This is a genomic window from Lacinutrix jangbogonensis (assembly GCF_000797445.1).
Taxonomy (GTDB): domain Bacteria; phylum Bacteroidota; class Bacteroidia; order Flavobacteriales; family Flavobacteriaceae; genus Lacinutrix; species Lacinutrix jangbogonensis.
This window is the reverse complement of sequence record NZ_JSWF01000028.1, coordinates 17391-37340: the sequence shown is the minus strand read 5'-3', so window position 1 is coordinate 37340 and position 19950 is coordinate 17391. Positions and strand designations below refer to the sequence as shown.

17 protein-coding genes are annotated in these 19950 nt (G+C 33.0%); 7 read left to right on the top strand and 10 right to left on the bottom strand.

Annotated features, from left to right (window positions below; all coding sequences use genetic code 11):
- Nucleotides 1–117: 117 nt before the first annotated feature.
- The 4 genes from RH82_RS09175 to trhO form a co-directional block, all read right to left on the bottom strand.
- Nucleotides 118–2475 (bottom strand): penicillin-binding protein 1A, encoded by a 2358-nt coding sequence (locus tag RH82_RS09175; protein ID WP_034060102.1) that lies wholly within the window; start codon nucleotides 2473–2475, stop codon nucleotides 118–120.
- Nucleotides 2476–2534: 59 nt separating this feature from the next.
- Nucleotides 2535–3020, bottom strand: coding sequence for a gliding motility lipoprotein GldH (locus RH82_RS09170; RefSeq protein WP_034060552.1), 486 nt, complete (start codon nucleotides 3018–3020; stop codon nucleotides 2535–2537).
- A complete protein-coding gene (locus RH82_RS09165) occupies nucleotides 3010–4314 on the bottom strand; it encodes a PSP1 domain-containing protein (protein WP_034060099.1) in 1305 nt (434 codons plus the stop codon). The genes RH82_RS09170 and RH82_RS09165 overlap by 11 nt, the downstream gene beginning before the upstream one ends.
- Before the next feature lie 216 nt (nucleotides 4315–4530).
- Nucleotides 4531–5595, bottom strand: a complete 1065-nt coding sequence (trhO, locus tag RH82_RS09160; protein ID WP_034060097.1) for an oxygen-dependent tRNA uridine(34) hydroxylase TrhO — start codon at nucleotides 5593–5595, stop codon at nucleotides 4531–4533.
- 571 nt (nucleotides 5596–6166) lie between these two features.
- Here trhO and recA point away from each other — a divergent pair.
- The 4 genes from recA to RH82_RS09140 all read left to right on the top strand — a co-directional run bounded on the left by recA (nucleotide 6167) and on the right by RH82_RS09140 (nucleotide 10085).
- Nucleotides 6167–7171 carry a recombinase RecA gene (recA, locus tag RH82_RS09155; protein ID WP_034060094.1) on the top strand — a complete coding sequence of 335 codons (1005 nt, stop codon included), beginning with the start codon at nucleotides 6167–6169 and terminating at the stop codon, nucleotides 7169–7171.
- A 117-nt stretch (nucleotides 7172–7288) separates the two neighbouring features.
- A complete protein-coding gene (locus RH82_RS09150; RefSeq protein ID WP_034060091.1) occupies nucleotides 7289–7696 on the top strand; it encodes a hypothetical protein in 408 nt (135 codons plus the stop codon).
- A gap of 25 nt (nucleotides 7697–7721) precedes the next feature.
- Nucleotides 7722–8267: an RNA polymerase sigma factor gene (locus RH82_RS09145; protein ID WP_034060089.1), complete on the top strand. Its 546-nt coding sequence runs from the start codon at nucleotides 7722–7724 to the stop codon at nucleotides 8265–8267.
- Nucleotides 8268–10085, top strand: coding sequence for an outer membrane beta-barrel protein (locus tag RH82_RS09140; protein WP_034060086.1), 1818 nt, complete (start codon nucleotides 8268–8270; stop codon nucleotides 10083–10085). It abuts the gene before it with no gap.
- Between the two features lie 153 nt (nucleotides 10086–10238).
- Here the strand turns inward: RH82_RS09140 and RH82_RS09135 are convergent, their stop codons facing one another.
- On the bottom strand, nucleotides 10239–10979 hold the full coding sequence (locus RH82_RS09135) for a lysophospholipid acyltransferase family protein (RefSeq protein WP_034060551.1): 741 nt from the start codon (nucleotides 10977–10979) through the stop codon (nucleotides 10239–10241).
- 171 nt (nucleotides 10980–11150) lie between these two features.
- On the opposite strand from RH82_RS09135, the gene trpS reads away from it, so the two are divergent.
- A complete protein-coding gene (trpS, locus tag RH82_RS09130; protein ID WP_034060084.1) occupies nucleotides 11151–12119 on the top strand; it encodes a tryptophan--tRNA ligase in 969 nt (322 codons plus the stop codon).
- A 27-nt stretch (nucleotides 12120–12146) separates the two neighbouring features.
- On the opposite strand, the gene dprA is transcribed toward trpS, so the two are convergent.
- Nucleotides 12147–13250, bottom strand: coding sequence for a DNA-processing protein DprA (gene dprA / locus RH82_RS09125; RefSeq protein WP_034060082.1), 1104 nt, complete (start codon nucleotides 13248–13250; stop codon nucleotides 12147–12149).
- Nucleotides 13251–13354: 104 nt separating this feature from the next.
- On the opposite strand from dprA, the gene RH82_RS09120 reads away from it, so the two are divergent.
- Both RH82_RS09120 and RH82_RS09115 read left to right on the top strand, forming a co-directional pair.
- Nucleotides 13355–14293, top strand: a complete 939-nt coding sequence (locus RH82_RS09120) for an HU domain-containing protein (RefSeq protein ID WP_034060081.1) — start codon at nucleotides 13355–13357, stop codon at nucleotides 14291–14293.
- 159 nt (nucleotides 14294–14452) lie between these two features.
- On the top strand, nucleotides 14453–14962 hold the full coding sequence (locus RH82_RS09115; protein ID WP_034060080.1) for an acyl-CoA thioesterase: 510 nt from the start codon (nucleotides 14453–14455) through the stop codon (nucleotides 14960–14962).
- 16 nt (nucleotides 14963–14978) lie between these two features.
- Here the strand turns inward: RH82_RS09115 and RH82_RS09110 are convergent, their stop codons facing one another.
- The 4 genes from RH82_RS09110 to RH82_RS09095 all read right to left on the bottom strand — a co-directional run bounded on the left by RH82_RS09110 (nucleotide 14979) and on the right by RH82_RS09095 (nucleotide 19939).
- Nucleotides 14979–16454, bottom strand: coding sequence for a DUF5011 domain-containing protein (locus tag RH82_RS09110; RefSeq protein WP_034060077.1), 1476 nt, complete (start codon nucleotides 16452–16454; stop codon nucleotides 14979–14981).
- Between the two features lie 105 nt (nucleotides 16455–16559).
- Nucleotides 16560–17792, bottom strand: coding sequence for a murein hydrolase activator EnvC family protein (locus RH82_RS09105; protein ID WP_034060074.1), 1233 nt, complete (start codon nucleotides 17790–17792; stop codon nucleotides 16560–16562).
- The gene (locus RH82_RS09100) at nucleotides 17792–18574 is read right to left on the bottom strand and encodes a DUF4292 domain-containing protein (RefSeq protein WP_034060072.1); all 783 of its coding nucleotides are present in this window, start codon (nucleotides 18572–18574) and stop codon (nucleotides 17792–17794) included. Before RH82_RS09100 ends, RH82_RS09105 begins: the two co-directional genes overlap by 1 nt.
- Nucleotides 18575–19939, bottom strand: coding sequence for a tetratricopeptide repeat protein (locus RH82_RS09095; RefSeq protein ID WP_034060069.1), 1365 nt, complete (start codon nucleotides 19937–19939; stop codon nucleotides 18575–18577). It abuts the gene before it with no gap.
- Between the last annotated feature and the right edge of the window lie 11 nt (nucleotides 19940–19950).

Genomic DNA, 19950 nt, shown 5'->3' with positions numbered 1-19950 from the left:
TTTATGAAATAAAAAAGCCATTCTTTAAAGAATGGCTTCTAAATATTTTAAAGTTTATTTAAACTAAACTTTATGAGATTCTTCGCTGCGCTCAGAATGACAAGTAACAACTTTAGGCTACAATTCCAAACCATCCGAAATTTCTTGCGTTGGTGTATCGACATCTCCATCTGGATTATCTGCTTGGTATTTATCGCAATCTACTTCTATAGATAAATTTTCGGGCTCCTGAAAATCTTCTTTAGATACTTTTAATGTTTCATCTTCGTAACAACTCTTCATGTACATTCCCCAAATTGGTAGAGCCATTGCAGCACCTTGACCATAAGTGACACTTTTAAAATGAGATGCTCTGTCTTCTGCACCAACCCAAACGCCTGTTACTAAATTTGGTACCATTCCCATAAACCAACCGTCACTTTGATTTTGTGTAGTTCCTGTTTTTCCTGCTATTGGATTTTTAAACTCGTAAGGATAACCTGTTATAATTTCTGGATAAACACCTGTTTTTGGCATCCAAGTTCTACGTAAACGTGCGCCAGAACCGTATTCTACAACTCCTTCCATTAATTTAACTGTTACGTACGCAGATTCTGCACTCAAAACGTCTTTAGTTTCTGGTGTGAACTGAAATAAAACGGTTCCGTTCTTGTCTTCAATGCGCTCGATCATTACTGGTTTGGTGTAAACACCTTGATTTGCAAAGGCAGAATACGCACCAACCATTTCATACACGCTAATATCTGGTGTTCCTAATGCTATTGAAGGCACTTCTGGTATTTTTGAAGTAATCCCTAATCGTCTTGCTAAATCTGCCACAGGTTGAGGCCCAACTTTGTCCATTAAACGTGCAGTAACTGTGTTTATTGATCCCGCTAAAGCTTCCTTAAGAGTTTTGTCTCCACCATAATTGCCATCATCATTTCCTGGAGACCATGGTTCTGGATTACCGTATTTATTAGCTTCAATTGTTATTTGAGATAGTGGTAATTTATCACACGGAGACATATGTAATTGGTCTATTGCTGTTGCGTAAACAAAAGGCTTAAAAGTAGAACCCACTTGTCGTTTACCTTGTTTTACCATATCGTACTGAAAATGTCTAAAATTCACACCACCAACCCAAGCTTTTACATGTCCTGTTTGTGGATCCATACTCATCATACCTGTGCGCAAGAAAGACTTATAATAGCGCATAGAATCTATAGGTTTCATTATAGTGTCTACTTCACTGGCTTTACCTTCAACCCACTTAAAAACGGTCATTTTAGTTGGCACTTGAAAAGAAGCTTCAATTTCTTTATTGCTTTTTCCTTGTTTTTTAAGTATTCTCCAACGTTCTCCGCGTCTCATACCATTTTTCATTAACTTTTCAATTTCAGACATATCTAAATCTAAAAATGGTGCAGTAGGATTTCTTTTTGGTGTGTTTTGGTTAAAAAATTCTGCTTGTAATCTTGGCATGTGTCTACTGACTGCCAACTCTGCATATTTTTGCATACGAGAATCTAAAGTGACATAGACTTTTAAACCATCACTATTTATATTGTATTTTGTATCATCTGGCTTTCTATTCGCTTTATTGTTAGTCCAGTTTTTCATCCAAGATCTTAAATACTCTCTAAAATATGTAGCAGTTCCATCCCTATGTGATTGTGGCGAATATTTTAAATCTAAGGCTGTTTTTTGAAGCGAATCTTTTTCTTCTTTAGAAATGTAACCGTATTTATGCATTTGGTACAACACAACATTTCTTCTGTTTTTAACACCAACAGGGTTCCGTCTAGGGTTGTATAAAGATGAATTTTTAAACATCCCAACGAGCATAGCAGATTCCTTAACATTCAAGTCTTTTGGTTCTTTATCAAAATAAATATTTGAAGCTGAACGAATACCATCTCCATTATTACCAAAATCGTATATATTAAAATATTGAGTGATAATCTCTTCTTTCGTATACTGGCGTTCTAATTTTGTAGTTATTACCCACTCTTGAGCTTTCTGAATAATTCTTTCAATAATATTTGTTGAGGCGACACCTACAAATAACTGCCTTGATAATTGTTGCGAAATAGTACTGGCTCCACCTTTAGACCCAAGGTAAACAATAGCTCTTAAAGTTCCTCTACCATCTATACCAGAGTGCTCGTGAAAACGAGCATCTTCAGTTGCTATTAAAGCATCTATTAAGTTTTTTGGTAAGTCATCATAACCAACCGGTGTTCGATTATCATTAAAATAAAATTTAGCAAGTGTTTTTCCATCAGATGAAATAATTTCCGTTGCTAAATTAGTATCCGGATTTTCTAGTTGTGTGTGGTCTGGTAAATCCCCAAATACACTCCAAGAAGCTAATAGAAATAATAATGCAATTGCGCCTATGCCACCTAAAAATAACATCCAAAACCAACGAACGTATTTATCGAAGCCTTGCTGTACTTTCTTATTTGTTTTTTTGTCTTTGCCATTGACCAATATATTTTTTAAATAAACCTACGCCATTTTAAGAACCTTGCAGGAAATACAATTTAATTTTATTCTGTTTTTTCAATTCGAAAGCCAATATCTGTTATGCCTTCCAAATTAGCGATACCATTAACTTCACCATTCTCACGCATGGCGTGTTTTATATTTACTGTATATTCTCCTGTTTCACCAAATACGACACCTTCCTTATACCACAATTTGTTGTCTTTTACACTAGATAATCCTGTGCCTAAAAATTCACCAGTTGGTTTTGCCATTTTATATTCTAGGGTATCTACAATACTTTTACCGTGAGGAAAATTCATCTCAACAATTAAAAACAAATTACTGTATTTGTAAGCAGTGGTATTGCGCAAGTTAACAAACAAATCATAGGCTTTAGTAGAGTCTGGAGGACTTACTTTAAAGCTTATTGTTTTATCTTTATTCCAAACTTCTGGCACTGTTTGGTAATCATCGAAAACGCTTTTAGAGTCGCAAGACATTACAAATAAACACAATAATAAAAAACAATAAAATAATTTACTTTGCATCATTCGCTTTGCCTTGAGGCTTATTTTTAGAACTATTTTGAGGCTTTGGTCTCGGTTTTGGCCTCGGTTTGTTTGGTTGACTGCTTTGAGGCTTATTATTTGTGTTTTTGTTCGTGTTATTCTTTGAATTATTGGATGTATTATTTGAACTGGTATTCTTTTTACGATTATTGTTCTTATTGTTTCTACGTTTTTTATTACCTTTTGGACTATCGAAACGTGTTAAACTATCTTGACCAACAACATTTTCGAATTCTACAGCGACCTCTTCTACTAGCTCTAGTGCGTATTCTTCTAGGCTTGCAATTTTTTCATTATTCTTATTTAATTCAATAATTTCTCTGGCTTGATCTGTAGTTATTTTGTGCCAGTTCATCCATTCTCCTTCATAAGCATACCACATATGACCTTGGAAAATATCTGTTTTCTGGCAAACTGCAGTTCCTTTTTTTGTGAATAATTTAGTATCTGTTTTTGGAAATGCTTTTAAGGCATCTTGGTACGAATCTAGTTCGTAATTTAAACAGCATTTTAACTTACCACATTGGCCTGCTAGTTTTTGCGGATTTAATGACAGTTGCTGGTAACGTGCAGCACTAGTACTTACAGATCTAAAATCTGTTAACCAAGTAGAACAACATAATTCGCGACCACAAGAGCCAATACCACCAAGTCTAGATGCTTCTTGTCTAAAGCCTACCTGTTTCATTTCTATTCGCGTTCTAAATTCGCGAGCAAAAACTTTAATAAGATCTCTAAAATCTACGCGTTCTTCGGCTGTGTAATAAAATGTTGCTTTACTAGCATCGCCTTGAAATTCGATGTCAGAAATCTTCATTTTAAGTTTTAAATCTATAGCAAATTGTCTTGCGCGAACCTTCATGGGATCTTCTTTATCGCGCGCTTCGCTCCAAATATCAATATCTTTTTGTGACGCTTTTCTATAAATTTTTAAAACATCTTCTGGTTTTTCATTGATTTTTTTGCGTTTCATTTGTACGCGAACCAATTCACCTGTTAAAGTTACCATTCCAATATCGTGACCGGATTGCGCCTGTGTAGCGACAATATCACCAATAGATAAGGATAAATTTTCTGTGTTTTTATAATAGTGTTTTCTTCCGTTTTTAAATCGAACCTCGACAAAATCGAAAGGTTTTTCTCCGTTAGGAACAGACATATTTGCTAACCAATCGAAAACGGTTAGTTTATTACAACTGTCAGTACCACAAGTACCATTGTTTTTGCAGCCTTTTGGTGAGCCGTCTTTAGTTGTGCAACTTGCGCAAGCCATATGTGTAGATATATTGATTCTGAATGCTTTAGATGCGTGAGACAACTAGTTTAAGCATCAGAAGACGATTAATAATATTTTATTTTATACTGAAAGATTCTGCTTTCAGATTATAATAAAATCTAACCGTAAAGATATGATTATTATTATGACTATAAAATATAAAAAAACCTGAGAAACTAATCTCAGGTTTTTAGAATAAAAATTAATGTGTTATTACTTCTTAAATGTCTCAAAAATATTACGCAAATCTTTTTTATAAGGTAAATGATCTGCTCTTCCTTTTTTAAAGATATCGTTACTATTACCCTGCCCTTTTCTTAGTTCTTTTTGAGCTTCAAAAGGTAAAGCATGTATTTCTTGGCAAGTGGTTGAGCAACAATTATTCATTTCTTCTTTACAAGCGTCACATTGTAAAAATAGCAGATGGCAAGCGTCGTTTGCGCAATTAGTATGAATATCGAAAGGATCTCCACACTGGTGGCATTTTGCGATTACATCTTCACTAATTTTTTCGGCACGCCTATCGTCGAAAACGAAATTTTTACCAATAAATTTATTTTCTATGCCTTCAGCATTTATTTGTCTAGTGTATTCTATAATTCCTCCTTCTAGCTGATATACATTTTTAAAGCCTTTGTGTTTGTAATAAGCACTTGCTTTTTCGCAACGGATCCCTCCTGTGCAATACATTAAAAGGTTTTTTTCTTCTTTATACTCACTTAAATCGGCTTCAATAATGTCCAAACTTTCACGAAAGGTGTCTACATCTGGTGTAACCGCACCATCAAAATGGCCGATTTCACTTTCGTAATGATTTCGCATATCTACACAAACTGTATTTGGGTTTGCAAGCATGGCGTTAAAATCTTTAGCCGAAAGATGTACTCCTTTATTAGTGACATCAAACGAATCATCGTTTAAACCATCAGCCACAATCTTATCTCTTACTTTTACTTTTAGCTTTAGAAAAGACATATTATCTTGTTCTACAGCTATATTTAAACGAATACCATTTAAAAAGTCTATGCTATCTAAATGTATTTTAAAAGCTTCAAAATTATCTGCTGGTAAAGAGAGTTGTGCATTTATGCCTTCATGAGCTACGTAAATGCGTCCTAAAACGTCTAAACTGTCCCATTTAATAAATAAATTATCTCGTAATTGTAATGGATTGCCAATTAGAGCGTAAGCGTAAAACGATAGTGTTAAACGGTCTTTTCCGGCTTTTTCAATAAGCTCTGCTCTTTCTTTGGCGCTTAATTTGTTGTACAGTTGCATGCTATACTAAGTTTTTAAGGTTAAAAGAATTCCCATCTCACTTCGAAAAAGGAAGTATTTATGAGTTTAAGCTACAAAGGTATTGATTTATATGAATCTAGCAAGTTTTTGAAGAGGTGAAATAAGAATGATGAAAACCTCAATTATTACCATAATTGTAATGAATGAAGTACTATTATAAAATATAAATTGCTTAAAATTATCAGAATTTTAAGCAAAAAAAAGTCCGTTGTTTGCGCAACGGACTTTTAATAGACTAACTCGTTATTAATTTTTTTTATTTCTAAAAAAACAAACGAGCTAACCTCCATCGGCTTTACAGCTGCTGTTAACTATAACAGAGACTGAAACACCTAATGTTTTTGATGTTAATACCTTTTTTAAATATTTCATGTTATTACACTTATAAATTAAACATGACCTTTAAAAGTGTAGTTAATTTTTCTTTTTCATAGCAAAAACTTTCCCACCTTTATTAGTAGATGCAAAAATGTTTAAAAGGTTGCGTGAGAAATTAAAAAAAGATTAAAAAAGTGGTATTTTAGCATTAATAATAGAAAAAATAGATACTATGAGCAGTGAAAAAGACGCAAAATTAAAGGCATTAAAGCTTACGTTAGATAAATTAGACAAAGCTTACGGAAAAGGAACAGTAATGAAAATGAGTGACGCTGCAATTGTAGATATCGAAACGATACCTTCTGGCTCATTAGGTTTAGATATTGCTTTAGGCGTTGGTGGTTATCCAAGAGGGAGAGTAGTAGAAATCTATGGCCCAGAATCTTCTGGTAAAACAACATTAACGTTACATGCCATTGCCGAAGCACAAAAAGCAGGTGGTATAGCTGCATTTATTGATGCAGAGCACGCTTTCGATCGTTTTTATGCTGAAAAACTTGGTGTAGATATAGATAATTTAATTATTTCTCAACCCGATAATGGTGAACAAGCTTTAGAGATTACAGATAATTTAATTCGTTCTGGTGCTATTGATATTGTGGTAATTGATTCGGTTGCCGCATTGACACCAAAAAGTGAAATTGAAGGTGAAATGGGAGACAGTAAAATGGGACTTCATGCACGTTTAATGTCTCAAGCATTAAGAAAACTAACCGGTTCTATTAGTAAAACTAATTGTACTGTAATATTTATTAACCAATTACGTGAAAAAATTGGTGTTATGTTTGGAAACCCAGAAACAACAACTGGTGGTAATGCTTTAAAATTTTATGCTTCTGTTCGTTTAGATATTAGACGTTCTACTCAAATAAAAAGTACAGATGGTGCTGTTCTAGGTAACAAAACCAGAGTAAAAGTTGTAAAAAACAAAGTTGCGCCTCCATTTAAACTAGCAGAATTCGACATTATGTATGGAGAAGGTATTAGTAAGGTGGGTGAAATTCTAGATGTAGCAGTAGAAAAAGAAATTGTTAAAAAAGCTGGCTCTTGGTTTAGCTACCAAGACACTAAACTTGGGCAAGGTAGAGATGCTGTAAAAGCAATTATAAAAGACAACCCAGAACTTTTTGATGAGCTTGAACAAAAAATAAAACAAGCCATTAAAGACGATATGTAATAGTGTGTAAATAATTAAAATCCCGATCTTTTCGGGATTTTTTTGTTTTTAGACGCAACCTTTTGGACATTTCTGCATCTACCTATAAACATACGTATTTAGAACACAAAATTAAAAATGAAAAAACTCATATTCTTATTAGTTGGTTTGGTACTGTTTTCCTGTAGTTCAAGTGATGAAAGTCTAGAGAACTATCAAGAAGCAATAGCAATAGAATCAGTAATATTACCTACCGATTTTATGACAGATGAGACATACGAAATCACTGTGACTTATTTAAGACCTACAACGTGCCATGCTTTTAATGACATTGTATACCTAAAACATAATGACCAAAGGGTTGTACATGTTATTGGTACTGTTTTTATAAATAATGGTAATTGCACAGAACTAAACACCGAATTGGAGGCTAGCTTTAATTTCAAAGAAACTGTTGCTGGTACTTATATTTTAAAATTTTGGCAAGGAAAGGATGATAATGGAGAGGATATTTACCTAACAGAAGAGATTACTGTAGTCGAATAATTACTAATTAATACGTGGATTAAATTTGAGTTTAGACCTACTCATAAATAAATGTAAGATTAATGATACTAAAGCACAAGGCGAACTATACAAACTCTTTTCGAGTAAACTGTTTTCTGTATGTTTAAAGTATTCAAGAAACTATGCCGAAGCAGAAGATAATTTGCAAGACGCATTTGTTACTATTTTTAAAAAAATAGAACAGTATAAAAATAAAGGTTCTTTTGAAGGTTGGTTAAAACGAATTACTATAAATACTGCATTACAGTGTTATAGAACACAAGGCGTTTTTGATATTGTAAATGATCATTTAATTGAAGATGAAGCGATTACGATTGATGATGAAGATGATATTTCAATAGAGTATCTATTGCAAATTATTCAAGAGCTATCAGACCGTTATCGTTTGGTTTTTAACCTTTATGTTATGGATGGTTATTCGCATAAAGATATAGCAGAAATGCTAAAAATAACAACAGGAACATCAAAGTCTAATTTGGCAAGGGCTAGGCAGATTTTAAAAGATAAAATAACAGACTATAAAACGGGATTACATTCCCAAACTTTATAAATGAGTGAAAAAAAACATATAGATAGACTCTTTCAGGAAAAGCTAAAAGATTTTGAAGCCAAGCCAAGCGCTAATGTTTGGGCTGGAATTCAAAGTAAAATGGAAAAACCTCAAGAAAAAACCAAAACAATTTTCCCTTTTGGATTACGTTTGGTTGGTATTGCCGCAGCATTAGTTTTACTATTTGCAGTTGGAAATATTGCTTTTAATAACGAGAACACAGAAAGTAACACTACTACTGTTGCAGATACAAATAATAATACTGAAAGTAGCGACACCGATGCTGTAGACACTAATAGTAATGCTGAAAACAAAAACTCTAGTACAATTTCTAACACAGACGATGCTAATACAACAGGTGTTGTTTTTACTGAAGATAAAGACACTTCAAAAGAGAATAACTACAGTGTAAACAACAAAAACGAATCCATAGAAAATACAGCTATAGTCTCCAATGAAAATAATTCAAAAAGTAATACTACTGTTTCTAAAACGCTTCAGAATAAAGTTAACCCTTTAAGTTCTCAGGTTTCAAATACTAAAGATGCTTCAGAAAAGGATAATGTAAATGCTAATGCTTCTGTAGTAAATCGAAATAATATTCCTAATAGCAAGATTAATGGTGTTACTGTAAATTCAGAAAAGGAAAATGTTTTAAATACAGCAAACAACTCACCATTATATGCGCAAAGTAATTCCGTAGCAAAATTAAATACTACTGTTTCAAATAGTAATAATTCTGATACAGCTGTTACTAACAATAATAACGTGCCCAACAATTTAGTACTTTCAAATAGTAATACTACTAAGAATACTGCTGCTAACGCTAATAGTACAATAAACAATTCTACAACTAATAATGACTCCAATACTAGTACTACTGGTAATAGCAACACTACTTTAAATAAACCAAATACTAAAGCAACAGGTGTTTTAGATAACAATAGTGCAACTTCTAATACAATTGTTGCAACAACTGATAGTGAAAAGGAAAAAGAAGAAGTAAAAATGATGGAACCAGACAGCGCAAACTCGTCTAACACCATCGAAGAGGCTCTTGCCAAGACTAACGATCTTGATGAAGAAGAAGAAAACGTAAACAGGTGGTCGGTAAACGCAAACGCTGGACCTGTTTACTATAATACTCTTGGCAAAGGTTCTCACATTCACGATCAATTTATAGACAATCCTAAAAATGGTGAAATTAACACCAGTTATGGTATTAATGTTGGATATGCGCTAAACGACAGATTAAAAGTGCGCACTGGAATAAATAAATTAAACTTAAGTTACGATACGGCAAATGTAATTGTTTACGAAAATGTTACCAGCACACCTAGCGGTTCTCCTTTACGTAATATAGATTTTGTGCCAACTAGTCAAGGTCAAAATATATCTGTATTAAGTAGCAATAGTTTATCTGTACAACAAATAGATGGTTTTATTAACGACGACCTTAATGCTGCCTTAAGTCAGAGATTAAGTTATTTGGAAGTGCCATTAGAATTAGAATATGCCGTTGTGAAAAAGCGTTTTGGAATAAACCTAATAGGTGGTTTTAGTACGTTTGTGCTAAGCGACAACGAAGTTGTTACAGAGGTCGATAATAGAAAAACAAAAATTGGCGAAGCCAATAATATTAATACTGTGAGCTTTAGTGCAAATGCAGGGATAGGTATAGATTATAAATTTAACAAATCACTTAAATTTAATTTAGAACCAACTTTCAAGTATCAAATAAATGCTTACAGCGAAACGTCTGGAGATTTTAGACCTTATATCATTGGTGTTTATACTGGTATCAGTTATAAATTTTAAGTTTTAGGTTATTTAGTTGGTTAAACTTTTACTAAGTATCTCATTAGATTGAGAACCCAATGATTTTTAAAAGCTGCTCTATACTTAGAGTAGCTTTTTTATTATTCCTTTTTTACATAAAAATTATTGTAAAATAAAATGCTGTGTTATTATTTATTTTGAAGCAAATTCTGATAGCTGATTAAAAATTACAGCTTTAGACTCATCGTTAATAGCGCGGGAATCTTGGGATTTTAAATTTTTTGTTTCAATGAATTTGTGGATTTTAGCCCTCATTCTTCCTGGGCTTCCACTAAAAAAAGTATAAGAAAACCGTTTTTTATTATCTGCAAAAGTGATTGGCACAATTGGTATTTGATGGTTAATTGCCAAACGAAAAGCTCCATCTTTAAACTCTGCAAGTAACACATCTTCTTCTGGTACTAGGCCTTCTGGAAAAATACAAATACTTAAGCCTTGTTTTAAGCGTCTTTGGGCTCTTAAAAAAACAGCTTGCCTGCTTTTAACACTTTTTCTATCCACCAAAATACAAGTACGTTTATAAAAAAAGCCAAACAAGGGAATCTTTGCTAATTCTGCCTTACCAACAAATACAAATGGGTTTTTAACGGTTACCAGCATGAGCATAATATCTGCCATCGATGTATGGTTAGCAATAAACATGTAGCTCTTATTTATATTTGGCTCCTCTTCTCTTATTATTTTAGTATTAAAACCCATCCCAATTAATATAACTCTAGCCCAAATACGGGCTAATTTAAAAAAATAGGGGTACCAAGACTCTTTTAAAGTTGATAATAAAAGCAAAGGAAACATAATAATAATTGGCAAAGCAACCATAATATAGAACCAAATGCGATAAAGCAACCAAAAAATGTATTTAAATACAATCATAAGCGCCAAAAATACATAATTGTTTTGAGCTATTTTAATTGAAAAAAAATACCTTTGTTTTTTCGTATAACAAAAAAGAGTCTCTGCAGAAACATTATTTACCTGTAACTCTTAAATGCAATTTTAATTTGCATTACTAAAATTGAGATACCTGCTTTTGCAGGCATTATTATGGCAAGAATACTAACAGGAATACAGAGTACAGGAACACCACATTTAGGAAACATTTTAGGCGCATTAATGCCAGCAATTGCATTATCCAACGAGGCGGCAAACGAATCCTTTTTGTTTATTGCAGATATGCATTCGTTGACCCAAATTAAAGATGGAGACACTTTACGTAACAATACGTATTCTACTGCTGCAACCTGGTTAGCTTTTGGACTAGATATAGAAAAAACAGTGTTTTATAGACAAAGCGATGTGCCTCAAGTAACAGAGTTATCTTGGTATTTAAGCTGTTTTTTTCCGTACCAACGCCTAACATTAGCGCATAGTTTTAAAGATAAAGCAGATAGATTAGAAGATGTAAACTCTGGTTTATTTAGCTATCCAATGCTTATGGCTGCAGATATTTTATTGTACGATGCCGAAATTATTCCTGTTGGAAAAGACCAATTACAACATATAGAGATGACACGTGATGTGGCTTCTCGTTTTCATGCCAAATTAGGTGAAACCTTTGTATTACCTGAAGCTAAAATACAAGAAAACACAATGCTTATTCCTGGAACCGATGGTGCTAAAATGAGTAAGAGTAAAGGTAATATTATTAATATATTTTTACCTGAAAAGAAACTACGTAAGCAAATAATGAGTATTGAAACCGACAGCACTGCTCTTGAAGACCCTAAAGACTGGGCTACTTGTAACTGTTTTGCTATTTATAGTTTATTAGCTTCTGAAGGCGACATAGCAACCATGAAAGCTAATTACGAAAATGGCAACTATGGTTATGGTCACGCCAAACAAGCCTTGTTTGAATTGATTTTAGAAACATTTGAAACGCAACGTGAGCGTTACGATTTTTACATGAATAACCTTGACAAAATAGACGAAGCACTTACCAAAGGTGCCGAAAAAGCTAAGGTTGTAGCTAATGCTGTTTTGGAAAGAGTTAGAGAGAAGGTTGGGTATTAGTTTTGTCATTCCTGCGAAGGCAGGAATTTAAATAACCTCAAACAATTTCCCAGGCAAAGGCCTAACAACACCTTTCAATTCCATATTTAACAACAAACCAGCAATTTTAAACGTTGGCATATTACAGTTTAAGGCAATAATATCTAGCATTACCTTATCATTGTCTTTTAAGTAATTGTAAATTACTTTTTCGTTAGCATCTAACTCCACAAATAATTGTTTTTGTATTACAGGTTTTTTGTCGTCTTCTAATTGCCAATTGAGCATGTATGGAATATCAAGAGGTGTAGACAATAAATGCGCTTTTTGCTGCTTAATTAAATTATTACAACCAACACTTTGAGAATCTGTAGTGCGACCAGGAACTGCAAACACATCGCGATTATAAGAATTTGCAATATCTGCAGTTACCAAACTACCTCCTTTTTCGGCAGATTCTATAACTATTGTCGCTTCGCTAATACCTGCAATAATGCGATTACGTTTTAAAAAATTATTACGATCAAAATTGGCAGTACTCCAAAAATCGGTATAAAAACCACCATTATTTTCTACGGCAGCCATATATTTTTTATGCGTTTTTGGGTAGATTTGGTTTAAACCATGCGCCAAGCAACCAATGGTTTGCAAGTTGTGTTTTATCGCTGCCTTTTGTGCCGTAATATCTGTGCCATAAGCGAAACCAGAAACGATAACCGGATCATAAATAGCAAGTTCTTCAACTAATTTTTCGCAGAAGACAATACCAGAAGTTGTTATTTTTCGTGCGCCTACTATACTAATAATATGCTTTTTATTGAGGTTTATATTTCCAGCTTCAAACAGTAAAATTGGGCTATCGATGCAATGTTTTAGTCTTTCAGGATACGTTTCAGAATTAAAATAGTGTGTTTTTATCCCTTCGTCCTTAATAAATTGAAGCTCTGCTTCTGCTGCTTCAAGGTGGTTTCGGCTAAATAAATCAGAAATAGTAATACTTCCAATCCCATCAATTTTTAATAAATTTTGTTTCTTTTCTTTAAGCACAGCTTCCGCAGAACCACAATGTGCAATGAGTTTTTTTGCTGTAACATCACCAATTTTAATAACATCTTGTAGTGCCAAAACGTAAAGCAATTCATTTTCTGTCATTTTATCTAATTGATTTTGAGACTACAATAAAAGAATTTTAACGGTGTTAATAACTAATAGAGTCTACATTTTATTCCCTAACAAAAATTATTAACTTTGTTTATATGCAATTAGAGACTTACATAAGCGATTTATTATACCGATACGAATGTGTTACTGTGCCTGAGTTTGGTGCTTTTTTATCACAACGTGTATCGGCAACAGTTCACGAAACTACAAATGCCTTTTATCCGCCAAAAAAACGTTTATCGTTTAACGAGCAAATACAATCTAACGATGGCTTATTAGCGCGTTATATTGCTGATGTAGAAAAAATTCCGTTTGAAACTGCTACCGAAAAAATTGCAAAGCGTGTAAAATCTTTAAAGTCTAATTTAACTGAAGGTGAAATAGTCTCTTTTGAAAATATTGGTGAGTTAAAGTTTAATAACGAAGGTAAAATAGAATTTAATCCTAGTTATCACTTAAACTATTTAACTAACGCTTTTGGGTTGTCTCAATTTGTTTCTCCTGCGGTAACGCGCGAAGTTTATAAGGAAGAAGTTGAGGTAATAGAAAATGTTATTCCATTATTAATTACTCCAGAAAAAAGAAACGCAAAACCGTATCTTAAATACGCAGCTGTAGCATTAGTTTTTTTAACAGTTGGTGGTTTGTTTTCTGGTAAATATTATGCGAACGATATTGAATCTCAAAACCAAATTGCGCAAGAAGAAGCTAACACACAATTAGAAAAAAAAATACAAGAAGCCACTTTTGTTATTAGCAATCCATTGCCTGCTGCAACATTAAATGTAAGTAAGCAATCTGGAAATTACCATATAGTTGCCGGTGCTTTTAGAGTAGAAGTTAACTGTGATAAAAAGGTGTCACAACTACAAGAACTTGGTTTTAAAGCTAGAAAAATTGGCGCTAATAAATACGGCTTACACCAAGTAGCTTATGCAAGTTTTAGTGACAGAAATGAAGCACTTCGTGAGTTAAAATCTATACGCCAAAATGATAATGAAGCGGCTTGGCTTTTAGTTAAAAACTTAGACTAAATTTTCTCTTAATATTTCCTGAATTCTAAGGCTGAATATTCAAATCGGCTTACCTTTGCATTTTAAAACCTAAAATCTCCCTAAATATCACTCTGTACGTAGTGAAGTTCAAGTCGGGAAAATTTATTTAAACCGATTCCTGCTTTCGCAGGAAATATTATGAAAGCAAGAACAGCAAAAGACTCAAGAACAATAATGACAGATATGGTTTTACCTGGTGAAACCAATCCAATTAACAACCTATTTGGTGGTGAATTATTGGCTAGAATGGATCGCGCTGCAGGTATTAGTGCGCGTCGTCATTCTAGACGTATTGTGGTAACGGCCTCAGTAAATCATGTGGCTTTTAATCGTGCTATTCCATTAGGAAGTGTTGTAACTGTAGATGCTAAAGTATCTCGTGCTTTTAAAAGCTCTATGGAAATTTATATAGACGTTTGGATAGAAGACAGAGAATCTGGTGTAAAAGCAAAAGCTAATGAAGCTATTTATACTTTTGTAGCTGTAGACGAAACTGGAAGACCTGTGCGTGTGCCCGATTTAATTCCTGAAACCGAAGAAGAAATTAAACGCTTTGATGGTGCTTTAAGACGCAAGCAATTAAGTCTACTTTTAGCTGGTAAAATAAAACCTAACGATGCTACAGAGCTGAAGGCGCTTTTTGAGTAGTTTAATAAAGAAACTATTATTCCTCGTAATATTTTAATAAATCTCTTGAAGACGATCTACCTACAAACATAGTATAATCATTAACTATTTGTAATGATTTATATGAACTATATGCTTGATCAAAATCGGGTAAGTAATCTACAAAAATCCAAGATGAAGATGCGCTTTCATACAAATATAAGCTCCATTTGTTTATTGGATTATTTTGATGATTTATAGTTACAACAATATCTCCATTATCGTTTGTATCATAAGCTTCTAAAGTGTTATTTGAATCTACAATAGAAGGTTTTGGAACATTTTCTGTTCCTGAAGGAAATAAAAAATGGTCATCTTTCTCAATAACACTTGAAAACGCTGAAGGTAAGATTGTTACAACATTAAAATTTACTCCACCATCCGAAGTTAAATAGAGAATATCATCTGCATAAACAAATCCATTATTAGCATCAATAAAACTATACTGTTGAATTTCACTAGTAAAATTGTGTATTAGTTGCCATGTTAATCCAGAATCATTGGTTTTATACAACTTCTCTTTATCACAGTGGTCTTGAAAAAAACCGTTTTGTTCGTCTGCAAAATAGACTATACCAGTATTTAGAAAACTAGTAGTAGGGCAAGTAAATGGACCTGGTTTATTAAACGTAGTCCAGGTTGCACCTCCATTTATAGTTTTTATTACTCCATCGTAGATGTTTAGAAACATTATATCGTTAGATATTACAATTAAATCTCCTACAATATCTTGATTTAATAAATGTTCCCAATTCTCTCCAGAATCAATTGTTTTATAAAGATCAACACCAGAAACAACAAAGCCTTCGTTTTGATTAGAAAAGACTAACTGCCTAGTACCACAGTATGATTGTTCACAATAATCTAATGTCTCACTAATAAAATTTTTACTAAATCTAGCATTAATTGCACTGTTTGGGTTTTCTTCAACTATCACTTCTCTAATTGCGCTTACTTCATTTCCTGCAGAATCTAAAACACTATAAGTGACTTCGTATGTACCTAATAAATCCATATCTACTGTTGAGGTAATTACAATAGCGTCAGTAATATCTCCATCAATCACATCTAATGCAGTTGCGCCAAGTTCAACATAATCTGTGTTTTGCATAAGTAATTGAGGATTATCTCCTAAAATTGTAATTTCTGGTGCTGTATCTTCTTCAACAATCACTTCTCTTATTACACTTACTTCATTTCCTGCTATATCCGAGACGCTATAGGTTGCCTCATAAGCGCCTGCAACATCCATATTTACTGTCGATGTTATTTGAATGGCTGCACTAACATCTCCATCAATATTATCTAAAGCTGTAGCGCCTAATTCAACATAATCTGTGAATTGATTAAGGGTTTGAGGATTTTCACCCAAAATTGTAATTTCTGGAGCAATTGTATCTGGTTCAAGTGTTTGGTTATCATCATCGCTACAAGCAAAAGCAAGGAAGAGAAATAAGTAGCAAAGTTTTTTCATGATTAAACGGTTGATATAAATGGTTTTTTTAAGATAATAAATTCTTTTTTCTTATCCTAAAGGTTTTATATGATTAAGAAACAAGTTCAGGTTGACGCTCTAGTATCACATCTTATAAATCCAGCTCGAAGGATTCTGCGTTTTATCATCCTTATCAATTCTAAATTTTAATATAGTTTCTCCAGTAGTTGGGTTTGTAAACACTTCTCCTATATCTTGTTTTGTGGTTACTTTATCGCCTGTTTTTACATAAATTTTACCTAAGTTTTGGTAGGTGGTAATATAGTTACCATGCTTAATCATAACAATAGGATTACTACGTCTAGGTTTTAAAATACTCATAACTTCACCGTTAAAAACGGCACGTACTTTAGCTCCTTTTTCTGTAGAAATTCTTACACCATTACTATTAATAGTTAAATTACGATCTACTGGAGATGGTTGTTTTCCATAACGCAGTTTTACCACACCTTTTTCTACTGGCCAAGGTAGTTTTCCCTTGCTGCCTAGAAAATCTGCAGCTAACGCTTTAGCTTCTGCTGTTAAAGCAAAACTTTTAGATTTCTTAGTTGTAGTTTTAGTATTTGCCTTTTTATTAGATGCAGCAATAGCCTCTCTAATTAACTTATCTATTTGATTATCGATTAATCTAGCTTCTTTTTGTTTGTTTTTAATTTGAGCAGTGTATTTATCTAAGTCTTTTTTAATAGACTTCATAATCGTTTCTTGTTGCTTACGCTCTATTTCTAAAATAATTTGCTCTTTTTTGTTTTCTGCAACAAGCTTACTTTTTGCTTCTTTTTGCACCAATAAATTTGTATTAGCTTCTTGTAATGCTATTGTTTTTACTTTTATTTTATCGGCTTGATCTTTTTGGTAATCGGCATATTGATTTAAATACTGAACACGTTTATAAGCTTGCTTGAAATTTGTTGCAGACAATAAAAACATAACACGACTCTGCTTATTTTTGTTTTTATATGCTTTTTGAAGCATTTTAGAATAGCTTTCTTTTAGGAGCGTTAACTCATTACGATTTGTGGTAATTTGCTTTTGATTACTATTAATTTCTCGCGTTAATAAATTAGCCTGTTGATTGGTAACCTTTATAAGGTTCTCACGCACACGAACCTTATGGTTTAAGTCTTCGATTTGAGAAATTTGAGATTTTTCTTTAGATTGATTTGAAGTCAATAGTGCATTTATTTGCTGAATTTCACGAGACAACTCCAAACGTCTTGCTTCTAATTCTTTTTGTTTTCCACTTTGTGAAAAAACAAAAGCACTACAAAAAAACAGTAGGGCAAAAACTAATATTTTATGCTGAAACTTGTGCATTAATTAAGTATTATTTGTTCGTAACCTGAAGGAATAGTAAAAGGAAACCTAAGGTTTTGGTTTAATTGAACACCTTTATATTCAAGGTCTATTTTTAGTTGCTCGTCATTTTCCAGAGCAGTAATTTTTATGCGCTGTGGAAGGACCTCTTTCTCTACGTCTTGGTATGCTAAATAGTCTATTTCAAGTAAACGTTTTTCTTTAGATTGCGCAATTTGTTGAGAATCCATTTTAAAATGTGTTGGATTGAAAAGTAAAAACACTTCGAACAAATCATTTTGATTTATTGGGTTTAACATATAAGACTTCTCAAAAACTGAAGCTTCATACTCATTTGTATTTGGCTTAAAAACGGGCTCTCCTAAAAGCAAAGCTTGCACTTTATTAAAGTCTAATTCTGTGCCTAAAAGGTCGCTTAAATATGCAAAATCACCATCGAAATAAGTACCATCTAATTTATTATAAAACGCTACTCTTGTTGGTGTTATTATGGCCTTAACAACAGTTATAGGTGAAGATATAAGTAAGATTGTACTATCCTTTTGCATTCTTAATTTTAAAGAATAGCTTTTAGACTTATCTCCTTCAATCATGTTTATCTTAACTCTTGCACTTAGCGTATTGAACTGTAACTCGCTTTTGTCGCTCTTTTTTATAATTTGTCGGGCCGAAAGCTTAGCATTCAACGTTCCATTATCTGCTATTGTTTTAGCAGATTTACAACTAACCAAACCAATACAAAGCACAAGTATTAGCGAAACTATTTGAGGTTTAAGTGTCATTTAATTTGAGATTTCTAAATTTTTAGCTTTATCACTAAACGTTTTTGCTTTCGCTAAATTGTTTAAACCAGTATATGCTTTACTTAATTGCTTGTAAAAATCGGATTCCATTTTATTATCTTCTATAATATAATCTAAACCAGTTTCAAGAGTTTCAACAGCATCATTATACTTCGTTAACTGATTTAATGCAACACCATTAATAAGATAAAGCACTGGTTGCGCTGGATATTTCTCTAACCCTTCGGTACTTTTTTGTTCTGCTATATCAAACTCCCTTAAATCGATATGTAATAAGATAATATTTCTTAAAATTCTGAAGTTTTCCGGTTCTATAGCTTGGGCTTTTGTATAGTATTCTATCGCTTTAATTTTATCATCTTTTGCTAAATAATATTCTGCGATTTCAATAAAGGTCTTTGCATCTGTGGCCTTTTCGCTCACTAAAGTTGTAATTTCTACTAAGTCTGTTTCGTATTGCGGATTCTTGCCTACAAACTTAACAAAATCTGCTAGAACTTTAAGTTTAGCTTCAGGCTTAATTTGCCTACTACTTAAAACTACTTTCATAGATTCTATAGCCATTTTAGCATCGTTATCGTCTAAATAAAACTTGTACAATGCTAAGTGTACTAACTGCGATTCTGGATTAATCTCTAACAGTTTTTTTGCAGTTTCAAAAGCTTTTTTCGTGTCGTTATTTTCGCTATACCTAAAAATTAAAGCCAAATAGTTTTTTTCGGTATCTGGATTGTCGTCAACACGTTCTTCAAGTTTTTTTATTTGCTTCTTTTTTTGTCCTGTAACATTATATATATGGTTTCTTAAGCGGTCTCTTTGATCTGAGGCGCCCAACTCTTCATCCAATTGGTCCAGTACTTTTAGGGCATCTTTATATTTTTTTGTTCTCACATATAACGCCGCTAAGTCTTCCTTATAATCCGGATGGTATTTCACCAATTGCTTGATTGTTTTAATGGCTTTATCATACTCTTTTTGTTGCGCATAGCTTTCGTAAAGGGCGTCTAAATACCATTCATTATCTGGTTCTTTGCTCACTGCCTTTTTAAGAGCATCTTCGGCAGCACCAAAGTTTTTTAGCTTATTGTAGTTTTTACCTAATTCGAAGTACAGAATAGATTCAGAATCGTCGAGTGCTAAGCATTTTTGCAACGCAACAATAGCCTTGTCGTAATTTTCAATCGCTTTTTGCTGAAGCGCTTCATAGAATAATTCTTGAAATTCATCTTCAAAATTCCCTAAATCGTCATCTGATGTTGCATTAAAATCTACTTGCGCAGAACCGGCTTGCGGAAATAGGAGTATTCCGAAGATAAAAAGTAATATGTAGCTTAATTTGTTCATTTATTTAGATT

Bases quoted from the DNA above. Each gene is read 5' to 3' on its own strand.
- RH82_RS09135 (WP_034060551.1), bottom strand. From the start codon at position 10,979: ATGATTGTATTTAAATACATTTTTTGGTTGCTTTATCGCATTTGGTTC.
- dprA (WP_034060082.1), bottom strand. From the start codon at position 13,250: ATGACAGAAAATGAATTGCTTTACGTTTTGGCACTACAAGATGTTATT.
- RH82_RS09165 (WP_034060099.1), bottom strand. From the start codon at position 4,314: ATGGCTTGCGCAAGTTGCACAACTAAAGACGGCTCACCAAAAGGCTGC.
- trhO (WP_034060097.1), bottom strand. From the start codon at position 5,595: ATGCAACTGTACAACAAATTAAGCGCCAAAGAAAGAGCAGAGCTTATT.
- recA (WP_034060094.1), top strand. From the start codon at position 6,167: ATGAGCAGTGAAAAAGACGCAAAATTAAAGGCATTAAAGCTTACGTTA.
- trpS (WP_034060084.1), top strand. From the start codon at position 11,151: ATGGCAAGAATACTAACAGGAATACAGAGTACAGGAACACCACATTTA.
- RH82_RS09115 (WP_034060080.1), top strand. From the start codon at position 14,453: ATGAAAGCAAGAACAGCAAAAGACTCAAGAACAATAATGACAGATATG.
- RH82_RS09120 (WP_034060081.1), top strand. From the start codon at position 13,355: ATGCAATTAGAGACTTACATAAGCGATTTATTATACCGATACGAATGT.
- RH82_RS09150 (WP_034060091.1), top strand. From the start codon at position 7,289: ATGAAAAAACTCATATTCTTATTAGTTGGTTTGGTACTGTTTTCCTGT.
- RH82_RS09100 (WP_034060072.1), bottom strand. From the start codon at position 18,574: ATGACACTTAAACCTCAAATAGTTTCGCTAATACTTGTGCTTTGTATT.
- RH82_RS09095 (WP_034060069.1), bottom strand. From the start codon at position 19,939: ATGAACAAATTAAGCTACATATTACTTTTTATCTTCGGAATACTCCTA.
- RH82_RS09140 (WP_034060086.1), top strand. From the start codon at position 8,268: ATGAGTGAAAAAAAACATATAGATAGACTCTTTCAGGAAAAGCTAAAA.
- RH82_RS09105 (WP_034060074.1), bottom strand. From the start codon at position 17,792: ATGCACAAGTTTCAGCATAAAATATTAGTTTTTGCCCTACTGTTTTTT.
- RH82_RS09110 (WP_034060077.1), bottom strand. From the start codon at position 16,454: ATGAAAAAACTTTGCTACTTATTTCTCTTCCTTGCTTTTGCTTGTAGC.
- RH82_RS09170 (WP_034060552.1), bottom strand. From the start codon at position 3,020: ATGCAAAGTAAATTATTTTATTGTTTTTTATTATTGTGTTTATTTGTA.